The sequence below is a fragment of the Aeromonas rivuli genome (genome assembly GCF_020149575.1).
In the GTDB taxonomy this organism is placed as follows: domain Bacteria; phylum Pseudomonadota; class Gammaproteobacteria; order Enterobacterales; family Aeromonadaceae; genus Aeromonas; species Aeromonas rivuli.
In genome coordinates this window covers 1,474,886-1,493,294 of record NZ_CP079742.1, presented here as the reverse complement: position 1 = coordinate 1,493,294, position 18,409 = coordinate 1,474,886, and the positions used below count along the sequence as shown (strand labels likewise).

General features: G+C 57.3%; 20 protein-coding genes. 10 read left to right on the top strand and 10 right to left on the bottom strand.

All coding sequences use genetic code 11. From position 1 onward, the window contains the following. The first annotated feature begins 41 nt into the window (after positions 1-41). The 9 genes from trpB to KYK33_RS07035 all read left to right on the top strand — a co-directional run bounded on the left by trpB (position 42) and on the right by KYK33_RS07035 (position 7,708). The gene (gene trpB / locus KYK33_RS07075; RefSeq protein WP_224432524.1) at positions 42-1,250 is read left to right on the top strand and encodes a tryptophan synthase subunit beta; all 1,209 of its coding nucleotides are present in this window, start codon (positions 42-44) and stop codon (positions 1,248-1,250) included. After that, positions 1,247-2,053 (top strand): tryptophan synthase subunit alpha, encoded by an 807-nt coding sequence (gene trpA, locus KYK33_RS07070; RefSeq protein ID WP_224432523.1) that lies wholly within the window; start codon positions 1,247-1,249, stop codon positions 2,051-2,053. Before trpB ends, trpA begins: the two co-directional genes overlap by 4 nt. Before the next feature lie 1,087 nt (positions 2,054-3,140). Next, the gene (locus KYK33_RS07065) at positions 3,141-4,007 is read left to right on the top strand and encodes a toll/interleukin-1 receptor domain-containing protein (protein ID WP_224432522.1); all 867 of its coding nucleotides are present in this window, start codon (positions 3,141-3,143) and stop codon (positions 4,005-4,007) included. Between the two features lie 114 nt (positions 4,008-4,121). Further along, positions 4,122-4,544, top strand: a complete 423-nt coding sequence (locus KYK33_RS07060; RefSeq protein ID WP_224432521.1) for a VOC family protein — start codon at positions 4,122-4,124, stop codon at positions 4,542-4,544. Positions 4,545-4,644: 100 nt separating this feature from the next. Next, on the top strand, positions 4,645-5,067 hold the full coding sequence (locus KYK33_RS07055) for an NUDIX hydrolase (protein WP_224432520.1): 423 nt from the start codon (positions 4,645-4,647) through the stop codon (positions 5,065-5,067). A 490-nt stretch (positions 5,068-5,557) separates the two neighbouring features. Further along, on the top strand, positions 5,558-5,851 hold the full coding sequence (locus tag KYK33_RS07050) for a helix-turn-helix domain-containing protein (RefSeq protein ID WP_224432519.1): 294 nt from the start codon (positions 5,558-5,560) through the stop codon (positions 5,849-5,851). Continuing rightward, positions 5,835-7,151, top strand: coding sequence for a HipA domain-containing protein (locus KYK33_RS07045; RefSeq protein ID WP_224432518.1), 1,317 nt, complete (start codon positions 5,835-5,837; stop codon positions 7,149-7,151). Before KYK33_RS07050 ends, KYK33_RS07045 begins: the two co-directional genes overlap by 17 nt. Before the next feature lie 98 nt (positions 7,152-7,249). After that, positions 7,250-7,492, top strand: a complete 243-nt coding sequence (locus tag KYK33_RS07040) for a DUF3297 family protein (RefSeq protein WP_224432517.1) — start codon at positions 7,250-7,252, stop codon at positions 7,490-7,492. A 78-nt stretch (positions 7,493-7,570) separates the two neighbouring features. Further along, positions 7,571-7,708: a hypothetical protein gene (locus KYK33_RS07035; protein ID WP_224432516.1), complete on the top strand. Its 138-nt coding sequence runs from the start codon at positions 7,571-7,573 to the stop codon at positions 7,706-7,708. 104 nt (positions 7,709-7,812) lie between these two features. Here KYK33_RS07035 and KYK33_RS07030 read toward each other — a convergent pair whose 3' ends face one another. The 8 genes from KYK33_RS07030 to KYK33_RS06995 all read right to left on the bottom strand — a co-directional run bounded on the left by KYK33_RS07030 (position 7,813) and on the right by KYK33_RS06995 (position 15,682). After that, positions 7,813-8,181, bottom strand: a complete 369-nt coding sequence (locus KYK33_RS07030; protein WP_224432515.1) for a DUF1428 domain-containing protein — start codon at positions 8,179-8,181, stop codon at positions 7,813-7,815. A gap of 62 nt (positions 8,182-8,243) precedes the next feature. Next, positions 8,244-9,605: an MFS transporter gene (locus tag KYK33_RS07025; RefSeq protein ID WP_224432514.1), complete on the bottom strand. Its 1,362-nt coding sequence runs from the start codon at positions 9,603-9,605 to the stop codon at positions 8,244-8,246. A gap of 232 nt (positions 9,606-9,837) precedes the next feature. Then, a complete protein-coding gene (gene cyoE, locus KYK33_RS07020) occupies positions 9,838-10,731 on the bottom strand; it encodes a heme o synthase (RefSeq protein WP_224432967.1) in 894 nt (297 codons plus the stop codon). A gap of 5 nt (positions 10,732-10,736) precedes the next feature. Further along, entirely contained in the window at positions 10,737-11,069 is a 333-nt protein-coding gene (locus KYK33_RS07015) for a cytochrome o ubiquinol oxidase subunit IV (RefSeq protein WP_224432513.1), read from the bottom strand. A 2-nt stretch (positions 11,070-11,071) separates the two neighbouring features. After that, the gene (locus tag KYK33_RS07010; RefSeq protein WP_224432512.1) at positions 11,072-11,686 is read right to left on the bottom strand and encodes a cytochrome o ubiquinol oxidase subunit III; all 615 of its coding nucleotides are present in this window, start codon (positions 11,684-11,686) and stop codon (positions 11,072-11,074) included. 8 nt (positions 11,687-11,694) lie between these two features. Beyond that, positions 11,695-13,671 carry a cytochrome o ubiquinol oxidase subunit I gene (cyoB, locus tag KYK33_RS07005; protein WP_224432511.1) on the bottom strand — a complete coding sequence of 659 codons (1,977 nt, stop codon included), beginning with the start codon at positions 13,669-13,671 and terminating at the stop codon, positions 11,695-11,697. Positions 13,672-13,674: 3 nt separating this feature from the next. Beyond that, on the bottom strand, positions 13,675-14,682 hold the full coding sequence (gene cyoA, locus KYK33_RS07000; RefSeq protein WP_224432510.1) for a cytochrome o ubiquinol oxidase subunit II: 1,008 nt from the start codon (positions 14,680-14,682) through the stop codon (positions 13,675-13,677). 556 nt (positions 14,683-15,238) lie between these two features. Continuing rightward, positions 15,239-15,682: a carboxymuconolactone decarboxylase family protein gene (locus KYK33_RS06995; protein WP_042040278.1), complete on the bottom strand. Its 444-nt coding sequence runs from the start codon at positions 15,680-15,682 to the stop codon at positions 15,239-15,241. A gap of 123 nt (positions 15,683-15,805) precedes the next feature. Between KYK33_RS06995 and KYK33_RS06990 the strand changes: the two genes are divergently transcribed. Beyond that, on the top strand, positions 15,806-16,717 hold the full coding sequence (locus tag KYK33_RS06990; protein WP_224432509.1) for a LysR family transcriptional regulator: 912 nt from the start codon (positions 15,806-15,808) through the stop codon (positions 16,715-16,717). A gap of 102 nt (positions 16,718-16,819) precedes the next feature. On the opposite strand, the gene KYK33_RS06985 is transcribed toward KYK33_RS06990, so the two are convergent. Both KYK33_RS06985 and KYK33_RS06980 read right to left on the bottom strand, forming a co-directional pair. Beyond that, positions 16,820-17,188: a DUF805 domain-containing protein gene (locus KYK33_RS06985; protein ID WP_224432508.1), complete on the bottom strand. Its 369-nt coding sequence runs from the start codon at positions 17,186-17,188 to the stop codon at positions 16,820-16,822. A 52-nt stretch (positions 17,189-17,240) separates the two neighbouring features. Next, positions 17,241-18,212, bottom strand: coding sequence for a nucleoside hydrolase (locus KYK33_RS06980; RefSeq protein ID WP_224432507.1), 972 nt, complete (start codon positions 18,210-18,212; stop codon positions 17,241-17,243). Positions 18,213-18,409 lie beyond the last annotated feature (197 nt).

Sequence of the window (18,409 nt, the reverse complement as noted above, 5' to 3'; positions counted from 1 at the left end):
TCTATCGATTCGCATTTTATGAATAGGACAAGGAATAGACCATGACTCTGCTCAATCCGTTTTTTGGTGAATTTGGCGGTATGTATGTACCCCAGATCCTGATGCCCGCCCTGCTCCAGCTGGAGAAAGCCTTCGTGGATGCCAGGGAAGATGCCGCCTTCGTCGAAGAGTTTCAGACTCTCTTGACTGAGTATGCTGGCCGCCCCACCCCGCTCACCCTGGCGCGCAACCTGACCCGTGGCACCCAGACCCGCCTCTACCTCAAGCGTGAAGACTTGCTGCACGGCGGCGCCCACAAGACCAACCAGGTGTTGGGCCAGGCCCTGCTCGCCAAGCGCATGGGCAAGAGCGAGATCATCGCCGAGACCGGTGCCGGTCAGCACGGGGTCGCCACTGCCCTTGCCTGCGCCCTGCTCGGCCTCAAGTGCCGGGTCTACATGGGTGCCAAGGATTGCGAGCGCCAGAAGCCGAACGTGTTTCGCATGAAGTTGATGGGCGCCGAGGTGATACCGGTGCATTCGGGCTCAAGTACCCTCAAGGATGCCTGCAACGAGGCGCTGCGTGACTGGGCTGCCAACTACGAGACCGCCCACTATCTGCTCGGCACCGCCGCCGGTCCCCACCCCTTCCCGACCATAGTCCGTGAATTCCAGAAGATGATCGGCGAAGAGGCCAAGGTGCAGTGCTTCGAGAAGGAAGAGCGCTTGCCCGATGCGGTGATCGCCTGCGTCGGCGGCGGATCGAATGCCATCGGCATCTTTGCCGACTTCATCCCGGAAGAGGGGGTGCGCCTCATCGGCGTCGAGCCCGGCGGCCACGGTATCGAATCTGGCGAGCATGGCGCGCCGCTCGGTCACGGCAGCAAGGGGGTCTTCTTTGGCATGCACTCCTACCTGATGCAGGACAAGCAGGGGCAAATTCAGGAGTCCTACTCGGTCTCGGCGGGGCTGGACTTCCCCTCGGTCGGCCCCCAGCACGCCCATCTGGCCGCCATCGGCCGCGCCGAATATGTCTCCATCACCGACAAAGAAGCCCTGGATGCATTCCAGGAACTGGCCAGAAGCGAGGGCATCATACCGGCGCTGGAATCCTCCCACGCCCTGGCCCACGCCCTCAAGATGGCGCGCAGCGAACCAGAGAAGGAGCAGGTGCTGATCGTCAACCTCTCGGGCCGTGGCGACAAGGACATCTTCACCGTTGCCGATATTTTGGAAACCGAGAGCTTTGACAAAGAAGGAAGCCGCAAATGAACCGCTACGCACAACTCTTCTCCCGTCTGGAACAGGCCAAGCAAGGCGCCTTCGTCCCCTTCGTGATGCTGGGGGATCCCACCCCTGAACTCTCCTTGGCCATCGTCGATGCCCTGGTCGAAGGGGGCGCCGATGCGCTCGAATTGGGCATCCCCTTCTCCGACCCGGTAGCGGACGGCCCCACCATTCAGGGCGCCGCCCTGCGCGCCTTTGCCAGCGGCACCACCCCGGATGGCTGCTTCCAGCTGCTGACCCGCATCCGCGCCAAGTACCCCCAGATGCCCATTGGCCTGCTGGTGTACGCGAATCTCGTTTATGTGCGCCACATCGACGGTTTTTATGGAAAATGCCAGCAGGCCGGGGTGGATTCGGTGCTGGTGGCGGACGTGCCGGTGCAGATGTGCGAGCCCTACAAGGCCGCCGCTGACAAGTTCGGCATCGACAGTATCTTCATCGCGCCGCCCAACGGCGACAACGAGACCCTCAAAGCCGTGGCGGAGCTGGGCAGTGGCTACACCTATCTGGTGAGCCGCGCCGGTGTGACCGGTGCCGAGACCAAGGCCGGCATGCCGGTGGAGGGATTGATCAACACCCTCAACGAGTTCAAGGCCCCCCCTGCCCTGCTCGGCTTTGGCATCAGCGATCCCCAGCAGGTGAAGGAGGCCATCAAGGCGGGCGCCGCTGGCGCTATCTCCGGCTCCGCTGTGGTCAAGATCATCGAGACCCACCAGCAGGATCCGGATCACATGCTCATTCGCCTGAAGGAGTTTGTGCAAGGGATGAAGGCGGCGACCAATCGATAGGGAATGGCATTAGCCAAATGCCATTGGCCGTGTCCGCAGAAAAGGGAGCCTGATAGGCTCCCTTTTGTTACCTGGCGTCAGCGGTTGGCTTCTCTGTAGGTCTGATTAGCGAAGCGTAATCAGACGTTCGCGGAGTTGATATGGTGGCGCGGCTTCGCCACGCAGTGGAACACCGTAGGGTGCAATAAGCGCAGCGCATTGCACCGCAGCAAATTCCCTTTCCACGGCCACGGACGCTCGCCGGAACCCCGAACCAGCGGTTAACCCCTTGATGCGGCTGCGCCGCATGGGACGCGAGGGCTCTGCCCTCGACGGGGTTTCGCCCGCCCTTCGGACTGGGGCGAGTGACTTTGGAAAGACCCAAAGTCACCAAAGGTCTTCTCCCCCGCTTATTCGCCCGACTGACGTCGGGTTCCTTCGGCTCACCCTCTTGTCCAACGGCACGCGCCGATGGGCCGTCCATGGCCCAGCGCCGCTCGCTCGACATCCTGCCTCGCGGCCTGGACAAGAGGGCTCGCCTCAGCGAATAAGAGGGGGATCAAAACCGTGCCAACCTGAAGCTACCGTGAAACAGTGAACAAGCCACCTCTCCCCTTGGGAGAGGGCTGGGGTGAGGGGATTTCCGCATCTCTGCTAACCCAACAGCCCACTTAAAACGGCAGTTGCTCACTAATTGATTGAACCAGCTCAGATTTTTATCAACGGCCTCTTCCCATGCCTCGATCAGGCCCCTTATGATAGCCAAACGACAATCAACCTCTGGGGAGAGCGTCATGGTAGCGATGGTTGCAATCTCGCAGGTTAAAGGCAGCGAACTGGGGGCTGTAACTCAGGGGCGGTAGCCTTGCTGGGATTTGCCGTAGCTGGCTCCTGAACTGTTTCTTTATACGGGGGACATGAAAGCGTTAAACGAGGAAGCCAAGCGAATATATTCAAGTATCAGAGGCAGACTGGTGATATTTTTATTTAATTTGATTTTTTCATGGCAACTATCAGGACAGAGCGAAGTTATATGGAAGGCTCTGCTATCGTATTAGTGCTGCCTTCTATCTAATCACTGTTAGCACCTAATTAGGAGTTAGTACGAATGTCATCCGTTTTTTTAAGCCATAACTCGAAAGATAAGCCATGGGTAAGAGCATTGGCCGAACGGTTAATGGTTGATGATGTAGTGGTTTGGCTGGATGAAGCTGAAATTAACATTGGTGATTCTTTAATCGATAAAATTGCTGAAGGGATTAAGGAGATGAAATTTGTAGCAGCAATCATTTCCAAAAATTCTGTGGAGTCCAGCTGGGTTCAGAAAGAAATAAGTATTGCTATGTCAAAGGAAGTGGCTGGGCGTAAAGTAACTGTGCTTCCTTTGGTGATCGATGATTGTGAACTGCCTCCTTCACTATCTGACAAGCTATATGCAGATTTCACAAACCCTGACAATTTCGAAGCTTCATATGAAAAATTGCTTAGGGCTATAGGAATAAAGAGGTCTGATAAATCAATACAAGAGCAGAAGAAATCTGCACCTATTAAAACAGAAAGCAAACCAATAGCTGCAAATGAAGTACCTCAAGAACCTGAAATAAAAATAATTGGTATTCTAAAAGATCGTACTCGACAAGATAGAGAATACTCAGGACTACAGGATTACTATTTCCAGCTTTCAAAAAGACCGTCGAGAGATTGGATTCACTTCTTCGATGAATCAAGGCGCTTCCCACGGCATTCAATGTGGAGACGAGCCTGGATTGAAAGTGATTGCGTAGTTGTAAAATGTGCGACTGATGAATTGCAACGCTATCACCTTAAAGATCTTAAGCAAGACGTGGCGAATGCCAATGAGAACTTGGCTCGGGCAATAGAACTGCATAACGCTAGAGAGAAAATTGAAGCGGAGCGTAAAGAAGCCGAACGTATTAAAAGAGACAACTTATTAGATGATTTGGATTTTAGCTAATCCGGCAACGTCAAGTACTAACAAGCGCATGTTGTCGGACTGGTTCTCTGCTTCGCTACAAACCAGCCGCAAATGTGGGCGTTAGACGCTGCACAGCCACCGCAGGGAGCCCTCATGTATTCGCATGTTTTTTTTGGTGTCACTGACTTTGAGCGGGCTTTAGTTTTCTATAACTCATTGATGTCTTGCTTGGGCCTAGAAACTCGTTTCTGTGATCGAAATAGGCCTTGGGCCGGCTGGCATAGCGCTGGCGGCACTCAACCCCTCTTCCTCATAGGAAAACCATACAATGAACAGCCGCATAGTTGTGGCAACGGCTGTATGGTGGCTTTTCAAGCAAATAACCGTGCAATAGTTGATGCCGCCCATAAAACAGCACTAATCAACGGTGGTATTTGCGAGGGTAAACCAGGCTTGCGCCCTGAATATCATGAAAACTATTACGGTGCATACTTCAGAGATCCTGATGGCAACAAAATCTGTATTGCTTGTCACGCACCTGAAAGCGAAGCTAATGTCCTAGTAAATAACGTCTAACAATGCGCTCAAATCGTTCGCTTCGCTCACTTGGACTGGCTAAAGCCAGCCCCTTAGCTTAATCGTTAAACGTCAAAATCTAAGAAGTGTCTATTTACAAATGAAGAATATAAGAGTCAAGTCAGTATGCGTATTTCGTAAGGATGGAAAGGTACTTCTAGCTAAAAGCTTCGACCCTGCAAAGAATGAGAAATATCTATCTCCTGTCGGGGGAGGCATTTATTTCGGTGAAAGATCCGCAGATGCAGCTATTAGAGAAGTACAAGAAGAATTTGGTGCAGAAGCAAGAAAATTAAAACTGCTTGGAGTCATTGAAAATTTATTCAACTTCAACAACCAAGAAGGCCACGAGATCGTTTTCATCTATGAGGCAGAATTCAAAGATCACAGCATTTATCAAAAAAATGTACTTCAAGGCATTGAGACAAATGGTCATACATTTGAAGCACGTTGGTATGACTTGAGCACTATCAAAAACAGCGCAACGCCGGTATATCCCAAAGGCATTATTGAAATGCTGTAATTACCGCTTAAGAATTGGTTCAAACAGTTCGCTGCGCTCACTGGGACGGACTAAAGCCCGTCCCTTAACCAGACGTTATATTTTCAGGAGGCTATGTGAAAAACATTAGGACATCCAACTTTCTGAGCTCATAGCTGCATAGCCAAGCCACAAAAATGTGGGGTTCCCAACAAATCAGGACCCCCATCTATCTGAGCAAGGCGCTGTACAGTCAGCATACAAAAAAGGTGGGAGTTCCTGTTTTACTCCCCCGCTCAGTAAAGTGAACTTGAAGTGCAATGCATCTCTGCAAGCGAGCCCCTCCCGGCCCCTCGGCCATCCCCCGGACCATCCTTCACTAACTTTTTCGCCCTAAAAAGTGAACCTCTCTACACTTTTATCTCACAACCCGCACCAAGATCTTAAAAAGTGCACCATCGTACACTTTTGATTGCTGTTTGCTCTTACCATGGGTTAAGGTGTAACAACCTACACTTTTTCCGTGATCATGATGGCAGACGCATCGTTGCAAACCGGCCCGAAAGAACTGGATCCCGCCTCGCTGGGGCTGGCGATCCGCGAGAGACGCAAGGCCGCCAGGATGACCCAGGAGGTGACGGCCTCACTGTGTGGCATCTCCAAGAAGACCCTGATCAAGATTGAAAAGGGGGGTGATGTCTACCTCTCGACCCTGCTGCAGGTGATGAAGGCGCTGGGGCTGAGGTTGCAACTGGTGCAAGAAACGGGCTCACAGGTAGCGAACGGCAACAGCCAACCCGAGGTCGGTGATGATGAATGGTACTGAGCGCCATCGGCTGGAACTTCGGCTGGGTAATCAGCTGATCGGCCATCTCGAGTATGACTCCAGCCGGGATGCGTTTCAGCTCGGCTATACAGCTGAGTGGCAGGCGCGCGGATTCCCGCTCTCCCCACCGCTGGCGCTGGATGGCTCGGCCAGCAGCGCCCAAGTCCGGGCATATCTCGGCAACTTGCTGCCAGAAAATCGCGGGCTGGAGCACCTGATTGAGGCGCTCTGCGTTTCGCGCAGCAATCTCTTTGCCCTGATCCACAGCATCGGCCGCGATGTCTCCGGGGCGGTCACCTTTACCCTGCCCGCAGAGCAAGGCGTCCCCACCCATTTTCGCCCCATCACCCCGGAAGAGCTGTTGCTGCGCCTCGATCAGCCCGAGATCTGGCCGCTGGAAGTCTGGGATGGTCGCCCCCGCCTCTCGGTTGCGGGCGTGCAGGCCAAGCTCAACCTGCTGCGACTCGAGGGGACGCTGGGATTTGGCGAGGGCGAGCTCTGTTCCACCCACCTCCTCAAGTTCGAGCATCACCCTCATCTGGTGATCAATGAATTTGTGACCATGCGACTGGCCGCACTGCTGGGCATGCAGGTGGCACAGGTCGAACTGCACCGGGTCGGCCAAGGCGATAAGTCCCACCGAGGTTTGCTGGTGGAACGCTTCGATCGGCGCCTCGATGAGGATGGCGTGAGGGTACGTCGTCGTCACATGATCGATGCCTGTCAGGGGCTGGGGTTTCCCGTCGCCCGAAAATATGAACGCAACTTCGGTGACGGGCGGGATGTGGCCCATATTCGAGAAGGAGTCAGCCTGCCACGGCTGCTCAGTCTTAGCGCCCTCTGTGTCAATCCGGCGCAGGCCAGACTGGACATGCTGCAATGGCTGCTCTTCAACCTCTGCGTCAACAATCACGATGCCCACGGCAAGAACTACAGCTTCTTCGTCTCGCGGGCAGGGCTGACGCCCACCCCCTGGTACGATCTGGTCAATGTGGGGCTTTACCCCGAGTTCAACCAGCATCTGGCCATGGCCATCGGCGACGAGTTTGCTCCCGAGGCGGTCAACCCATGGCAGTTGCTGGAGATGGCTGAAGCATGTGAGCTGCCCAAACGCCTGTTGCAACAGACCTTGCACAAGGTGGCCAACGACATCCTTCACCATCTGGATGCCGCCATCGCCATGGTTGAGACAGACAATCCCGCCGAGCTGGCTTATCTGGCGCGCTACCGAGACGACGTTGAGCGCCGTTGCCACCATTTTCAGGCGCAGGCAGCGCTGTTGCCCGAGCTGCAACTGTAGCCGGGCCTTGTCCACCCCCATGGGACGCAACCCAGCCTTGAGCCCATGGCGGGCATTGCCTACAATGACCCACTTTTTATCAAACTCAGGTCTATAAAATGAGCGACACCAAACCAGCACTGCCCGACCACCTTGCCGCCAACCCGCGCAGCCCACACCATGTGGCGGAGTGCTTCGAGCACGAGATCGGCATCCGCCTCAATGGCAAGGTACGCACCAATGTCGAGGAGTACTGCATCAGCGAAGGTTGGGTGAAGATCCCCTCCCCCAAGGCCAAGGATCGCTACGGCAACCCCATGCTGATCACCGTCAAGGGTACCGTCGAGGCCTTCTACGCCTAAGGTGCATCTGCCAGGGCGCCCCGAACAGGGGGGCGACCTTGTTATCCCAAAACACCGGCCTCGCGCCGGTGTTTTGTTTTGGGCGCTTGGCGCCAGGCTCAGGAAGGCGGCAACTTCATCGACTTTGTGCATGGCCGGGGTAGCGATCTTGCCCCCTTATCTGCCCGTTCCGGCCTGAACGCCGTGCTGGCAGAGGCCATGGCGCCACTGGGATAGGGAACAGGGGCCAAGGGGATGGCAACACAGTGACCTGATGCGGGCCCCGATAAAGAAGAGGCCCACCATCAGGCGGGCCTCTTCTTTATGTTAGGGAAAGCAGCTCATGCGTTGAGTTCAAGCACCGTACTGAACCCGCCGAAGATCATGCGGGCGCCATCGAAGGGCATGGTCTGGTGCATGGGGCTGGCCGGATCCATCCTGGGGTCCTGCATCATCCTGGTCATGGCCTCATCCCGGATGGCCTTGCTCGGCCACTCGACCCAGGAGAAGACCACAGTTTCATCCTCCTTGGCCGCCACGGCGCGGTAAAAGTCGGTCTGCTTGCCGTGGGGCACATCGTCCCCCCAGCACTCCAGCACCCGGGTCGCACCGAACTCGAGGAAGAGGGGATCAAAGTGCTTGGCATGGTCAATCATGGCCTGCTTGTTGGCCGTGGGCACGGCAATCACGAATCCATCGACATATGACATAGAGCCTCCTTGTTGAGGATCTCAGCATAGCAATGGGTGCGGTGTACCGCTCACCCCGCCCATCAACCGGCGACCAGCTGCTCCAGATCGCTGCGCTTGATGCGCCGTGAATCCACCTTGACGTAGAGGGAGCGCTCGGCGCTGTCGAGCAGCACATCCTTCACCCCTTCACGGGCGCGCACCTTCTGCTCCAACGCCTCGGTGGCCTCCACGCCCTCTGGCAGCACGATGCGCAAGCTGCTGACATAGGGCGGCTCCTGCATGGTGAGGCTGACCCCGAACCAGATCAGTGCCAGCACGGCGCAGCTGCCAAACACCAGGGCGGCGCCCCCCTGGCTGTAGAGCAGGCCCCCCAGGCTGCCGCCGATGGCCACCCCGAGGAACTGACTGGTGGAGTAGACCCCCATGGCGGTGCCCTTGTAACCCGGCGGCGACTCCTTGCTGATCAGCGACGGCAACAGTGCCTCCATCAGGTTGAAACCGATGAAGAACAGCTGCAAGCCGGCCAATATGCCCCACAATTGCAGACCCGACTGCCAGAGCACCACTTCCGCCCCCAGCATCAGCAGCACGCAGATCTGGAATACCCGCTTCATCTGCCTGCGCTTCTCGGCGTAGATGATGAAGGGCACCACGCTCACAAACGCAATCAGCATGGTGCACAGGAATGCCTTCCACTGCTGGTCACGGGGCAGCCCCGCCTGCTCGAGCAGGGGCGGCAGCGCCACGAAGCTCGACATCAGCAGGGTATGCACGCAGAGGATGCCCAGGTTGAGCTTGAGCAGCCGGGGGTTGGCAAGCACCCTCTTGAGCCCGCCCTTGACCAGACTGGACTCGCGGTTGAGCAGATGCGCCTTCGGGGCCGGCACCCACCAGAGGGTGATGGCGATGCCGCCAAAGGCGAGCAGGGCTATCAGCCAGAACAGCCCCGAGAGGCCGATGGCATGGGTGATGAGCGGCCCCGTCACCATGGCGATGGCGAAGGTGATGCCAAAGCTGATGCCGATGAAGGCCATCGCCTTGGTGCGATTCTGCTCGCGGGTCAGATCCGAGAGCAGGGCCATGACGGCGGCGGAGATGGCACCGCTGCCTTGCAGGGCGCGGCCGAGGATCACTCCCCAGATGCTGTGGGTCAGCGCGGCAATCACGCTGCCCAGGGCAAACATCAGCAGGCCGCCGACGATGAGCGGTTTGCGACCGATGCGATCCGAGAGCAGGCCGCAGGGGATCTGCAGCAGGGCCTGAGTCAGGCCATAGATACCGATGGCGATGCCGATCAGGGTTTCGGTGGCGCCAGCCAGAGACATGCCGTAGGTAGTCAGTACCGGCAGTACCATAAACATGCCGAGCATTCGCAGGGAGAAGAGGGAACCGAGTGCCCAGGTGGCACGCAGTTCACCCCGGGTCATCTTGAAATCATGCATGACGGCCTCAGTGTGATTGGAGGTGTGTGGTCGGGATAGTGGCCGAGGAACCGGTGGTCATGGGTAGCAAATACCGACGATGGCGCTGACGCCGCCGCCTGGGAGAAAACAGACCTGGCCCTTGGCCATCCCCATATAACAACAGAGCCGGGAAAGTTCCCGGCTCTGGATTCTACTCATTTTCAGGGCAAGATGAACAAGCCGATCTCTACTCTGAGGGCGACCGCAAGGTTCAAGGCAACATGCCTACCAATATCGGCGCCGCATCCGGCTGGAAGTCCACCGACATCATTACGCTCAGACAGGTGATAGTGACAATCGAGAACATGAACAGCTTGCGGGCCCACAGGGAGTCATCGACCGCCTGCTTGTAACCCGACAGGGCCATGCCCAACCACCAGACGCTCACCGCCGTCGCCACGATCAGGTACTTGTAACCGGCGTAACCGCCGAGGAACAGCATCAGGGTCGGTACCATGAAGGCCAGGATGTAGAGGGTAATGTGGTGCTTGGCCACAGAGATGCCCTTCACCACCGGCAACACCGGGATGCCCGCCGCCTGATAATCCTTGAAGCGGAAGATGGCAATCGCATAGGAGTGCGGCATCTGCCACAGGCTGAAGATAGCCAGCAGGATCAGGGCGCCCGAGTCAAACTGGCCGCTCACCGCGCAATAACCGATGACGGGGGGCGCGGCGCCAGACAGGCTGCCAATCAGGGTGCCATAGACCGAATGACGCTTCATATAGAGGCTGTAGACCCCCACATAGACAATGAAGCCAAACACGGCCAACAGCGCCGCCAACGGATTGGCCGCCCAGTAGAGCAACCCGACCCCGGCGATGCCGAGGGCAGTTGCGTACCAGAGCGAGACGCCGGGGGCGATGAGCCCCCTCACCAGGGCGCGGTTCTTGGTGCGCTCCATGATGCAGTCGATGTCCCGGTCGATGTAGTTGTTGAACACACAACCGGAGGCGACCACCAGGGAGACCCCCACCATGGTCATGATGAACAGGGGCAGATCCAGGCTCCCCTTCGAGGCCAGCAGGAAACCGCCGATAACCGAGATGAGGTTACCGAAGATGATGCCCGGCTTGGTCACTTGCAGGTATTGCTTCATCATCACACCACTCAACTTGGCATCATGTTGATGTTGAGGTTGTACATGATCCACAAGGACCCCCCCACCACGATGGCGATGATGAGCACGGTAAACACCAGGGCCACCAGGTTCCAGCGCTCCTCGGAGGAGGTGTTCATGTGCAGGAAGTAAGCCAGATGCACGAAGATCTGGATGACGGCAGTGGCGACCACAGTGCCCAGGATGAGGTGATGGGAGGCGGAGCCGTCCATCACCATCCAGAACGGGATGGCGGTCAGTATCACCGAGAGCACGAAGCCTATCAGGTACGTCTTGGCGCTGCCGTGGCTGGCGCCGTGATTGTCAACGACATGATTGCTCATTTTTACATTGCCCCCATCAGATAGACCACGGTAAACACACAGATCCACACCACGTCCAGGAAGTGCCAGAACAGGCTCAGGCACATCAGGCGGGTGCGGTTGCGCTCGGTCAGCCCCTTCTTGGAGATCAGTACCATCATCACGATGATCCAGATAAGACCGCTGGTGACGTGGATACCGTGGGTACCGACCAGGGTGAAGAAGGCGGAGAGGAAACCACTGCGCTGGGGGCCATAGCCTTCGGCGATCAGGTGGTGGAACTCGTAGATCTCCATGGCGATGAAGCCGGCACCGAGCAAGAAGGTCACCAGCAGCCAGCCGTTGACGGCGGCCACCTTGTTCTTGTTCATGGCCAGCATGCCAAAACCGAAGGTGATGCTGCTAAACAGCAGCAGCATGGTCTCGCCAAACACGAACGGCAGTTCGAAGATGTCCTTGCCGCTCGGGCCCCCGGCGGTGCCATTGACCAGCACCGCGTAGGTTGCAAACAGAGTGGCAAACAGGATGCAGTCACTCATCAGGTAGATCCAGAAGCCGAACACCTTGGTGGCGCCGGCATCATGGTGCCCGTCATGGGCACCCTGATGATGATTGTGTTGCAGAATATCAGTAGCCATATCGGTTCTCATGCCACCTTGCTGATGTTGTCATGATGCTGACCTTCGATGCGTTCGATCTCGTCGACCTGCACGTAGTAGTCCACATCATCGTTGAAGCTGTGAATGATCCAGGTGGCTATCATGCCGACGAAGCCGGCGATGGCCATCCACCAGATGTCCCAGATCATGGCGAAACCAAACACCACGCTGAAGGCGGCGATGATGACGCCCGCACCGGAGTTCTTCGGCATGTGGATCGGGGCGTAGCGCTGGGGCTGCTGGTAGGCAGAACCGTCCTGCTTGGCTTCCCAGAACGCATCCAGTCCGGCAATCTTCGGCTCGATGGCGAAGTTGTAGAAGGGCGGCGGGGAAGAGGTTGCCCACTCCAGGGTACGGCCACCCCAGGGATCACCGGTCAGATCGCGGTTCTTCTCGCGGTCACGAATACTGACCACCACTTGAATCACCTGACACAGAACGCCGATGGCAATCAGGCCAGCGCCGCACGCGGCCACCACCAGCCAACCATGGAAGGCGGGATCGATCTGCTGGCTGACCCGACGGGTCATGCCCATGAAGCCCAGCACGTAGAGCGGCATGAAGGCCACGAAGAAGCCGGTGATCCAGAACCAGAAGGAGCGCTTGCCCCAGGTCTCGTCCAGGGTGAAGCCGAACGCCTTCGGGAACCAGTAAGTGATACCGGCGAAGCAGCCAAACACCACGCCGCCGATGATGACGTTATGGAAGTGCGCGATCAGGAATAGGCTGTTGTGCAACACGAAGTTGGCAGCCGGTACCGACAGCAGCACCCCGGTCATCCCCCCAATGGTGAAGGTGATGATGAAGCCGACGGTCCACAACATGGGCGAGGTGAACGCGATGCGACCCCGGTACATGGTGAACAGCCAGTTGAAGATCTTCACCCCGGTCGGGATCGAGATGATCATGGTGGAGATGCCGAAGAAGGCGTTGACGTTGGCACCCGACCCCATGGTGAAGAAGTGGTGCAGCCAGACCACGAAGGAGAGCACGGTAATGGCGATGGTCGCCCACACCAGGGAGGTGTAACCGAACAACTTCTTCTTGCTGAAGGTCGCCACCACTTCCGAGAAGATACCGAACACCGGCAGCACCAGGATGTAGACCTCGGGATGACCCCAGGCCCAGATCAGGTTGATGTACATCATCATGTTGCCACCCATGTCATTGGTAAAGAAATGGGTACCCAGGTAACGGTCTGCGGTGAGCAGGGCGATGGTGACGGTCAGGATCGGGAAAGAAGCGATGATCAGGATGTTGGCGCACAGGGCGGTCCAGGTGAACACCGGCAGACGCATCATGGTCATGCCCGGAGCCCGCATCCTGATGATGGTCGCGAAGAAGTTGACCCCGGTCAGCAGAGTGCCAAGACCCGAGATCTGCAGACTCCAGATCCAGTAATCGACCCCGACGCCCGGGCTGTACTCCTTGCCCGACAAGGGCGGATAGGCCAACCAGCCGGTCTGGGCAAACTCGCCGACCCCGAGGGAGATGTTGATCAGCACCACGGCCGCGGCGGTGAACCAGAAGCTCAGGTTGTTGAGGAAGGGGAAGGCCACATCACGGGCACCGATCTGCAGCGGCACCACAATGTTCATCAGACCGATCACCAGCGGCATGGCCACGAAGAAGATCATGATGACGCCATGGGCGGTGAAGATCTGGTCGTAGTGGTGAGGCGGCAATATGCCCTCCCCCCCGGCCGACGCCATCACCTGCTGGGTACGCATCATCACCGCATCGGCGAAGCCGCGCAGCAGCATGACCATGCCCAGAATGAGATACATGATCCCCAGTTTCTTGTGATCCACCGAGGTGAACCACTCCTGCCACAAATATTGCCACTTGCCGTAATAGGTTATCAGCCCGGCAATGGCCATCCCGCCCAGCAATATGCAGGCAACCGTGACCACGATAATGGGCTCATGGTAAGGGATGGCCTCGAGTGTTAATTTTCCAAACATCTATTATTCCCCGGATACCGCTTGTACTGACTGGCTAGCCATCGGCATATTCATCTGACCGGCATGATCCTGCTGCTCACCCTGTTGCTGGTGTGCACTGTGATCCATGCTCTGGTCATGACTCATATCCATTTTTTCGCCCTCTTTCATCTTCATGCCGTGACCCATGAACTTATTGATCACCTTGGTGAACAGAGCTGGATCTGCACTGGAGAAATACTCGACCGGATGGTATTGGCTCGGTTTGGCAAGCACATCAAATTCACCCATGGTCATGAGTGGCTTGGACGACTGCTTCACCTTGGCAACCCAGGCATCGAAACCTGCCTGATCCGGCGTGGCGATGGCCTTGAATTTCATGCCGGAGAAACCGGCACCGCTATAGCTGCTGGAGATACCGTCGTATTGACCAGCCTCGTTGGCGATAAGGTGTAATTTGGTCTGCATGCCCGCCATGGCGTAAATCTGACCGCCCAGGCTAGGAATAAAGAAGGAGTTCATGACCGAATCGGATGTGATACGGAAATTGACCGGCGTATTGGCCGGGAAAGCCAATTCATTGACAGAGGCTATGCCCAATTCCGGATACACGAACAGCCATTTCCAATCCAATGAGATCACATCAACCTGGACAGGTTTGACGTCAGAGACCAGCGGCTTGTAGGGGTCAAGCTCGTGGGAGGTTTTCCAGGTGATCACGGCCAGGATGGCGATGATGATGACGGGGACTGTCCAGACGACCACTTCTATCTTGGTCGAGTGGGCCCAATCCGGTGCGTAAGTGGCACTGGTATTGGAAGCGCGATATTTGCGGGCAAATACCACTGCCATGACGATGACTGGAATAACCACAATTAACATCAAATACAATGCTGTTAATATCAGTGACTTTTCTTCCAGGCCAACTTGGCCCTTGGGATTCATTAATGCCATATCACAACCACTCAGCAAGCTGGCGGCGATGATTAATAACAAAGTCCCCAAGCCCTTCTTATATTCCAAAGGTCTCATGCTACTTCCTTTATCTATCTTGCAAGACGTAAAGCTATAAATAAAACGCATTATTTTGAGCAAGACACACCCATGTGAACAACATGAAAAATTAATCGAAGCAAATGGTTACTTTTTGGAAACCAGATGTCAGCGTTCCATTAACTAATCGCAAGGTCGTCAGGAACAAATAAATGCCCCATCCGAGACCCAAAAAAGCCATCATGACGCAAAATGAACAATCCCTGAACAGTTGCCATTGTGAAGAGTGGGGTCAATGGATGACCCGCGGGATTTTCATAAATGCAGGGAGGCCGCATCAGGCGGGCAAACAGCCGGCCCCCAAGGTTAGATTAATTATATTTTCGCCCTATGTTGACCACGAATAAGGCCCTGGGGGAGGGTTTACCCTCCCTTGCAATTAACATATTTAAAACAAACAAAACCATTTAAGAAACATTTTCCCGAGCTAAACACCCCATTGCAATACATGTTATGGCTGCTGCGCCATATCAATATGTCCCATTCCATCCCCCCACTCTGACTGGCAATGGGCGCCTGGCATGGGAGGCCGGGATCAACGATGTTCATGTTCCATTTGAGTGGCAACCGCCACCCGGTTCCAGGCATTGATGGTGATGATCTGCATCAGACACTGGGCCAGCAGGGCATCCCCGAGCAGTTGCTGTGCTTGTCGATAGGTGTGTTCGGTGACGCCCTGCCCGGCAATCAGGGTCACCTCATCGGTCAGCGCCAGGACGGCGCGTTCACGCCCATCGAACAGCGGAGACTCGCGCCAGGCCGCCAGCGCCAGCAGCCGCTGGGGGCTCTCTTGCATCTTCATCGCCACCTCGGCATGCATCTCGATGCAATAGGCGCAACCATTGATCATGGAGGCGCGCAGCTTGATGAGCTCCTTGAGGTTGAGGGGAATGTCCGTGCTGCCGAGATAGGATTCGAGGCCCATCATGGCTTGGATGGCGGCGGGGGCCTGGCTGGCCAACTGGATACGGTCTGACATTGTGGTGCTCCTGTGGGAGAGATGCCCGATGTTGGGCGACAACGTCATTGTCCATCCACTCACTCGCAAATAGAATAGAGCTACAAACTGCAATAGTTTTGCGTTTATCGCAAAGGAGTCACAGTGCTGGATCGTGTCCGTATCCTGGCCCAGGTGGTTGAGTCAGGCAGCTTCTCCCGCGCCGCCCGGGCCCTCAATCTGGCCCCCTCCTCGGTAACCCGTACCATAGACAGCCTGGAAGCCCAGCTTGGGGTTCCCCTCTTCAAGCGCAGCACCCGCCAGCTGCTGCTGACCGAACAGGGGGAGTATTTCCTGGCCCGCTCGGTGCGACTGCTGGAGGAGGCCGATCAGCTGGTGCAATCCCTCCAGCCTTTGCACGAAGCGCCCAGCGGGCCGCTGCGAGTCTCGGTATTCGAGAGTTTCGGCGCGGCTTGCCTCTCGCCGCTGCTGCCCGAATTTCTGGCTCGCTACCCCCAGGTGCGTCTCGAAGTCGAACTCGATAACCGCCTGGTGGATCTGGATGCCGAAAACGTGGATGTGGCAATCCGTATTGGTCGCCCGGCCGACAGCAGCCTGCATGCCCGCCATTTGCTCACCAATCACTCCCTGCTGGTCGCCTCCCCCGCCTATCTTGCCCGTCATGGCGAACCCGCCACGCCACACGAGATAGCCGGACACAACTGCCTGATCCGCGGCCATGGCCGCCAGCGTCAGCACTGGTATTTCAGCCAGGGCTCACAGCAGTGTCGGGTCGCCGTGCAAGGCAACCTCACCTCCATTGGCGGCACCCCGCTGCTCGATGCAGCCCGGGCCGGCTGCGGGCTCTTGTTGTTGTCGAGCTGGATGGTGCAGCGCGGGATCAATGAGGGGAGCCTGCAGCGGGTGCTGCCGGGCTGGCAGGCTTCCCCCTATGAGAGCCGCAACGACGAGATCCATGCGGTGTTTCGCGGTGGTCGTTTCCTCAGACCCCAGGCCCGTGCCTTCATCGATTTTCTGGCCGAGCGGATCCCTGCCTTGCAGGACGGCCCCTCATAACCACATGGCGAGCGGCATGAAACGTCAATCTTGGCGAGCGGACAATGAGGGAGAACAACTGGGGAAGCAGAGCGCGCAGATGGCCTGCGCGCTCTGGAGAGATCAAAAGGTGGCGGCGGCCGATAACCCGGCCTTGGGGTCTTCACCGAAACGGTTGGGGCCAGCCTCTCCCTCACAGACCATGAAATAGAGGAAGACGAGGGTGCCCACCACCGGGATCAGGTTGATAAGCAGCCACCAGCCACAGCGGTCCGTGTCATGCAAGCGACGCACCCCGACCGCCAGACTCGGCAGCAATACCACCAGGGAGTAGAGGTTGGCAATCTGCTCCTTGAGGCCAATCAACTGGCCGAGCAGACTCAACACCAGGGCTATCCCCAGGTTGCAGAGCACAAACATCCAGTACTCCTTGCGCCTCGCCCGTCCACTAAAGACGGCGTATTTCTTCATGACGGTCAGATACCACGCCATAACACCTCCAGATGATGAACAAAATGAACGGTTTACACTTGGCTTCCCTAGCCTAGTCCCACTGCTTGCTCCAGTCGATCAGCGTCTTGCGATAGAGGGCGAGCAGCGCCTTCGCATCGACGGCCACCCCGACGTCCTGAGCCCGGAAGCGCGCCCAGTCGTCATGGGGATGACGCCTGTCATCAAACTTCTGCAGGGTGTGACCGATGGCTGGCCCCGAAGTGATGACCCGCACCGGCCCCCGGCGCAGGGTAAAGAGCGCCGGATTGATGACATAGGCGATGGCCGAGGGATCGTGCACATGACAGCCATCCATGCCGATCCGCTCGGCATAGAAACGCAGGTAGAAGCGACTGACGTCCCAGATGAAGCGGCCCGCCATCCCGGCCTCATCGCGCAGGGCATCCAGATAAGCCCCACTGAACAGGCTCTGCTGAGTGACGTCCAGCCCTATGATGACCAGGGGCCAGTCGGCGGTGAAGACAAGGTCGGCCGCCTCGGGATCGTCGTGGATATTGGCCTCGGCATAGGGGGTCACGTTGCCGCGGTGACCGTTGACGCCGAAGGCGCCCCCCATCACCACCACCTGCTTGACCAGGCTCACTATCTCGGGGGCCTTTTCAAGGGCCAGGGCCAGATTGGTGAGCGGGCCTATGGTCACCAGGGTGATTTCGCCAGGGGCGGCCTTGAGCTGTTCGACGATGTACTGCCAGGCGGGACGGGGATCCGCGCTCAGGCTCGGCTCACCCGCCTCGACATCACCGAAACCATGGAGCCCGTGCACCACTGTGGTCGCCCCCACCGGGGGGCGCACCAGCGGCGCGGCGGCGCCTTGGGCCACATCGGCCGTCATGGCGAATTGCTCCTTGAGCCAGAGGGCGTTGCGGGTGCCATCGGCGATGGTGGCATTGCCAAAGACGGTGGTGATCCCCACCAGCTCGATGGCGGGATGGGCCTCGGCAAAGAGGATGGCCATGGCATCGTCGATGCCGGGATCCGTGTCCAGGATGATCTTGGTGGTCATGATAGGCTCCAGCTGGAAAAGGATCCCAGTGTAGCGAGTCCCTTCCATTCTGTCCGGGGCCCGCTCACACTTGTCCTTCTGAAAAGCCGTGTCTGGCCGATTTGACGGCCCTGCCCCGTTTTTATGGCGCCCGGCCTGTTATAGTCGTCCGGGTACGGCGTCTCGCCATGCTGATGCGCCCTGTCCGGCTCCTGGCC

What these genes read in the sequence shown, in the direction of transcription:
- KYK33_RS07030 (WP_224432515.1), bottom strand. Translation starts at nt 8,181, where the DNA reads ATGTCATATGTCGATGGATTCGTGATTGCCGTGCCCACGGCCAACAAG.
- KYK33_RS06980 (WP_224432507.1), bottom strand. Translation starts at nt 18,212, where the DNA reads ATGACCACCAAGATCATCCTGGACACGGATCCCGGCATCGACGATGCC.
- KYK33_RS07060 (WP_224432521.1), top strand. Translation starts at nt 4,122, where the DNA reads ATGTATTCGCATGTTTTTTTTGGTGTCACTGACTTTGAGCGGGCTTTA.
- KYK33_RS07040 (WP_224432517.1), top strand. Translation starts at nt 7,250, where the DNA reads ATGAGCGACACCAAACCAGCACTGCCCGACCACCTTGCCGCCAACCCG.
- trpB (WP_224432524.1), top strand. Translation starts at nt 42, where the DNA reads ATGACTCTGCTCAATCCGTTTTTTGGTGAATTTGGCGGTATGTATGTA.
- KYK33_RS07010 (WP_224432512.1), bottom strand. Translation starts at nt 11,686, where the DNA reads ATGGCTACTGATATTCTGCAACACAATCATCATCAGGGTGCCCATGAC.
- KYK33_RS07015 (WP_224432513.1), bottom strand. Translation starts at nt 11,069, where the DNA reads ATGAGCAATCATGTCGTTGACAATCACGGCGCCAGCCACGGCAGCGCC.
- cyoB (WP_224432511.1), bottom strand. Translation starts at nt 13,671, where the DNA reads ATGTTTGGAAAATTAACACTCGAGGCCATCCCTTACCATGAGCCCATT.
- KYK33_RS07045 (WP_224432518.1), top strand. Translation starts at nt 5,835, where the DNA reads ATGATGAATGGTACTGAGCGCCATCGGCTGGAACTTCGGCTGGGTAAT.
- KYK33_RS07050 (WP_224432519.1), top strand. Translation starts at nt 5,558, where the DNA reads ATGGCAGACGCATCGTTGCAAACCGGCCCGAAAGAACTGGATCCCGCC.
- KYK33_RS07055 (WP_224432520.1), top strand. Translation starts at nt 4,645, where the DNA reads ATGAAGAATATAAGAGTCAAGTCAGTATGCGTATTTCGTAAGGATGGA.
- KYK33_RS06985 (WP_224432508.1), bottom strand. Translation starts at nt 17,188, where the DNA reads ATGGCGTGGTATCTGACCGTCATGAAGAAATACGCCGTCTTTAGTGGA.
- KYK33_RS06995 (WP_042040278.1), bottom strand. Translation starts at nt 15,682, where the DNA reads ATGTCAGACCGTATCCAGTTGGCCAGCCAGGCCCCCGCCGCCATCCAA.
- cyoA (WP_224432510.1), bottom strand. Translation starts at nt 14,682, where the DNA reads ATGAGACCTTTGGAATATAAGAAGGGCTTGGGGACTTTGTTATTAATC.
- KYK33_RS07025 (WP_224432514.1), bottom strand. Translation starts at nt 9,605, where the DNA reads ATGCATGATTTCAAGATGACCCGGGGTGAACTGCGTGCCACCTGGGCA.
- trpA (WP_224432523.1), top strand. Translation starts at nt 1,247, where the DNA reads ATGAACCGCTACGCACAACTCTTCTCCCGTCTGGAACAGGCCAAGCAA.
- KYK33_RS07065 (WP_224432522.1), top strand. Translation starts at nt 3,141, where the DNA reads ATGTCATCCGTTTTTTTAAGCCATAACTCGAAAGATAAGCCATGGGTA.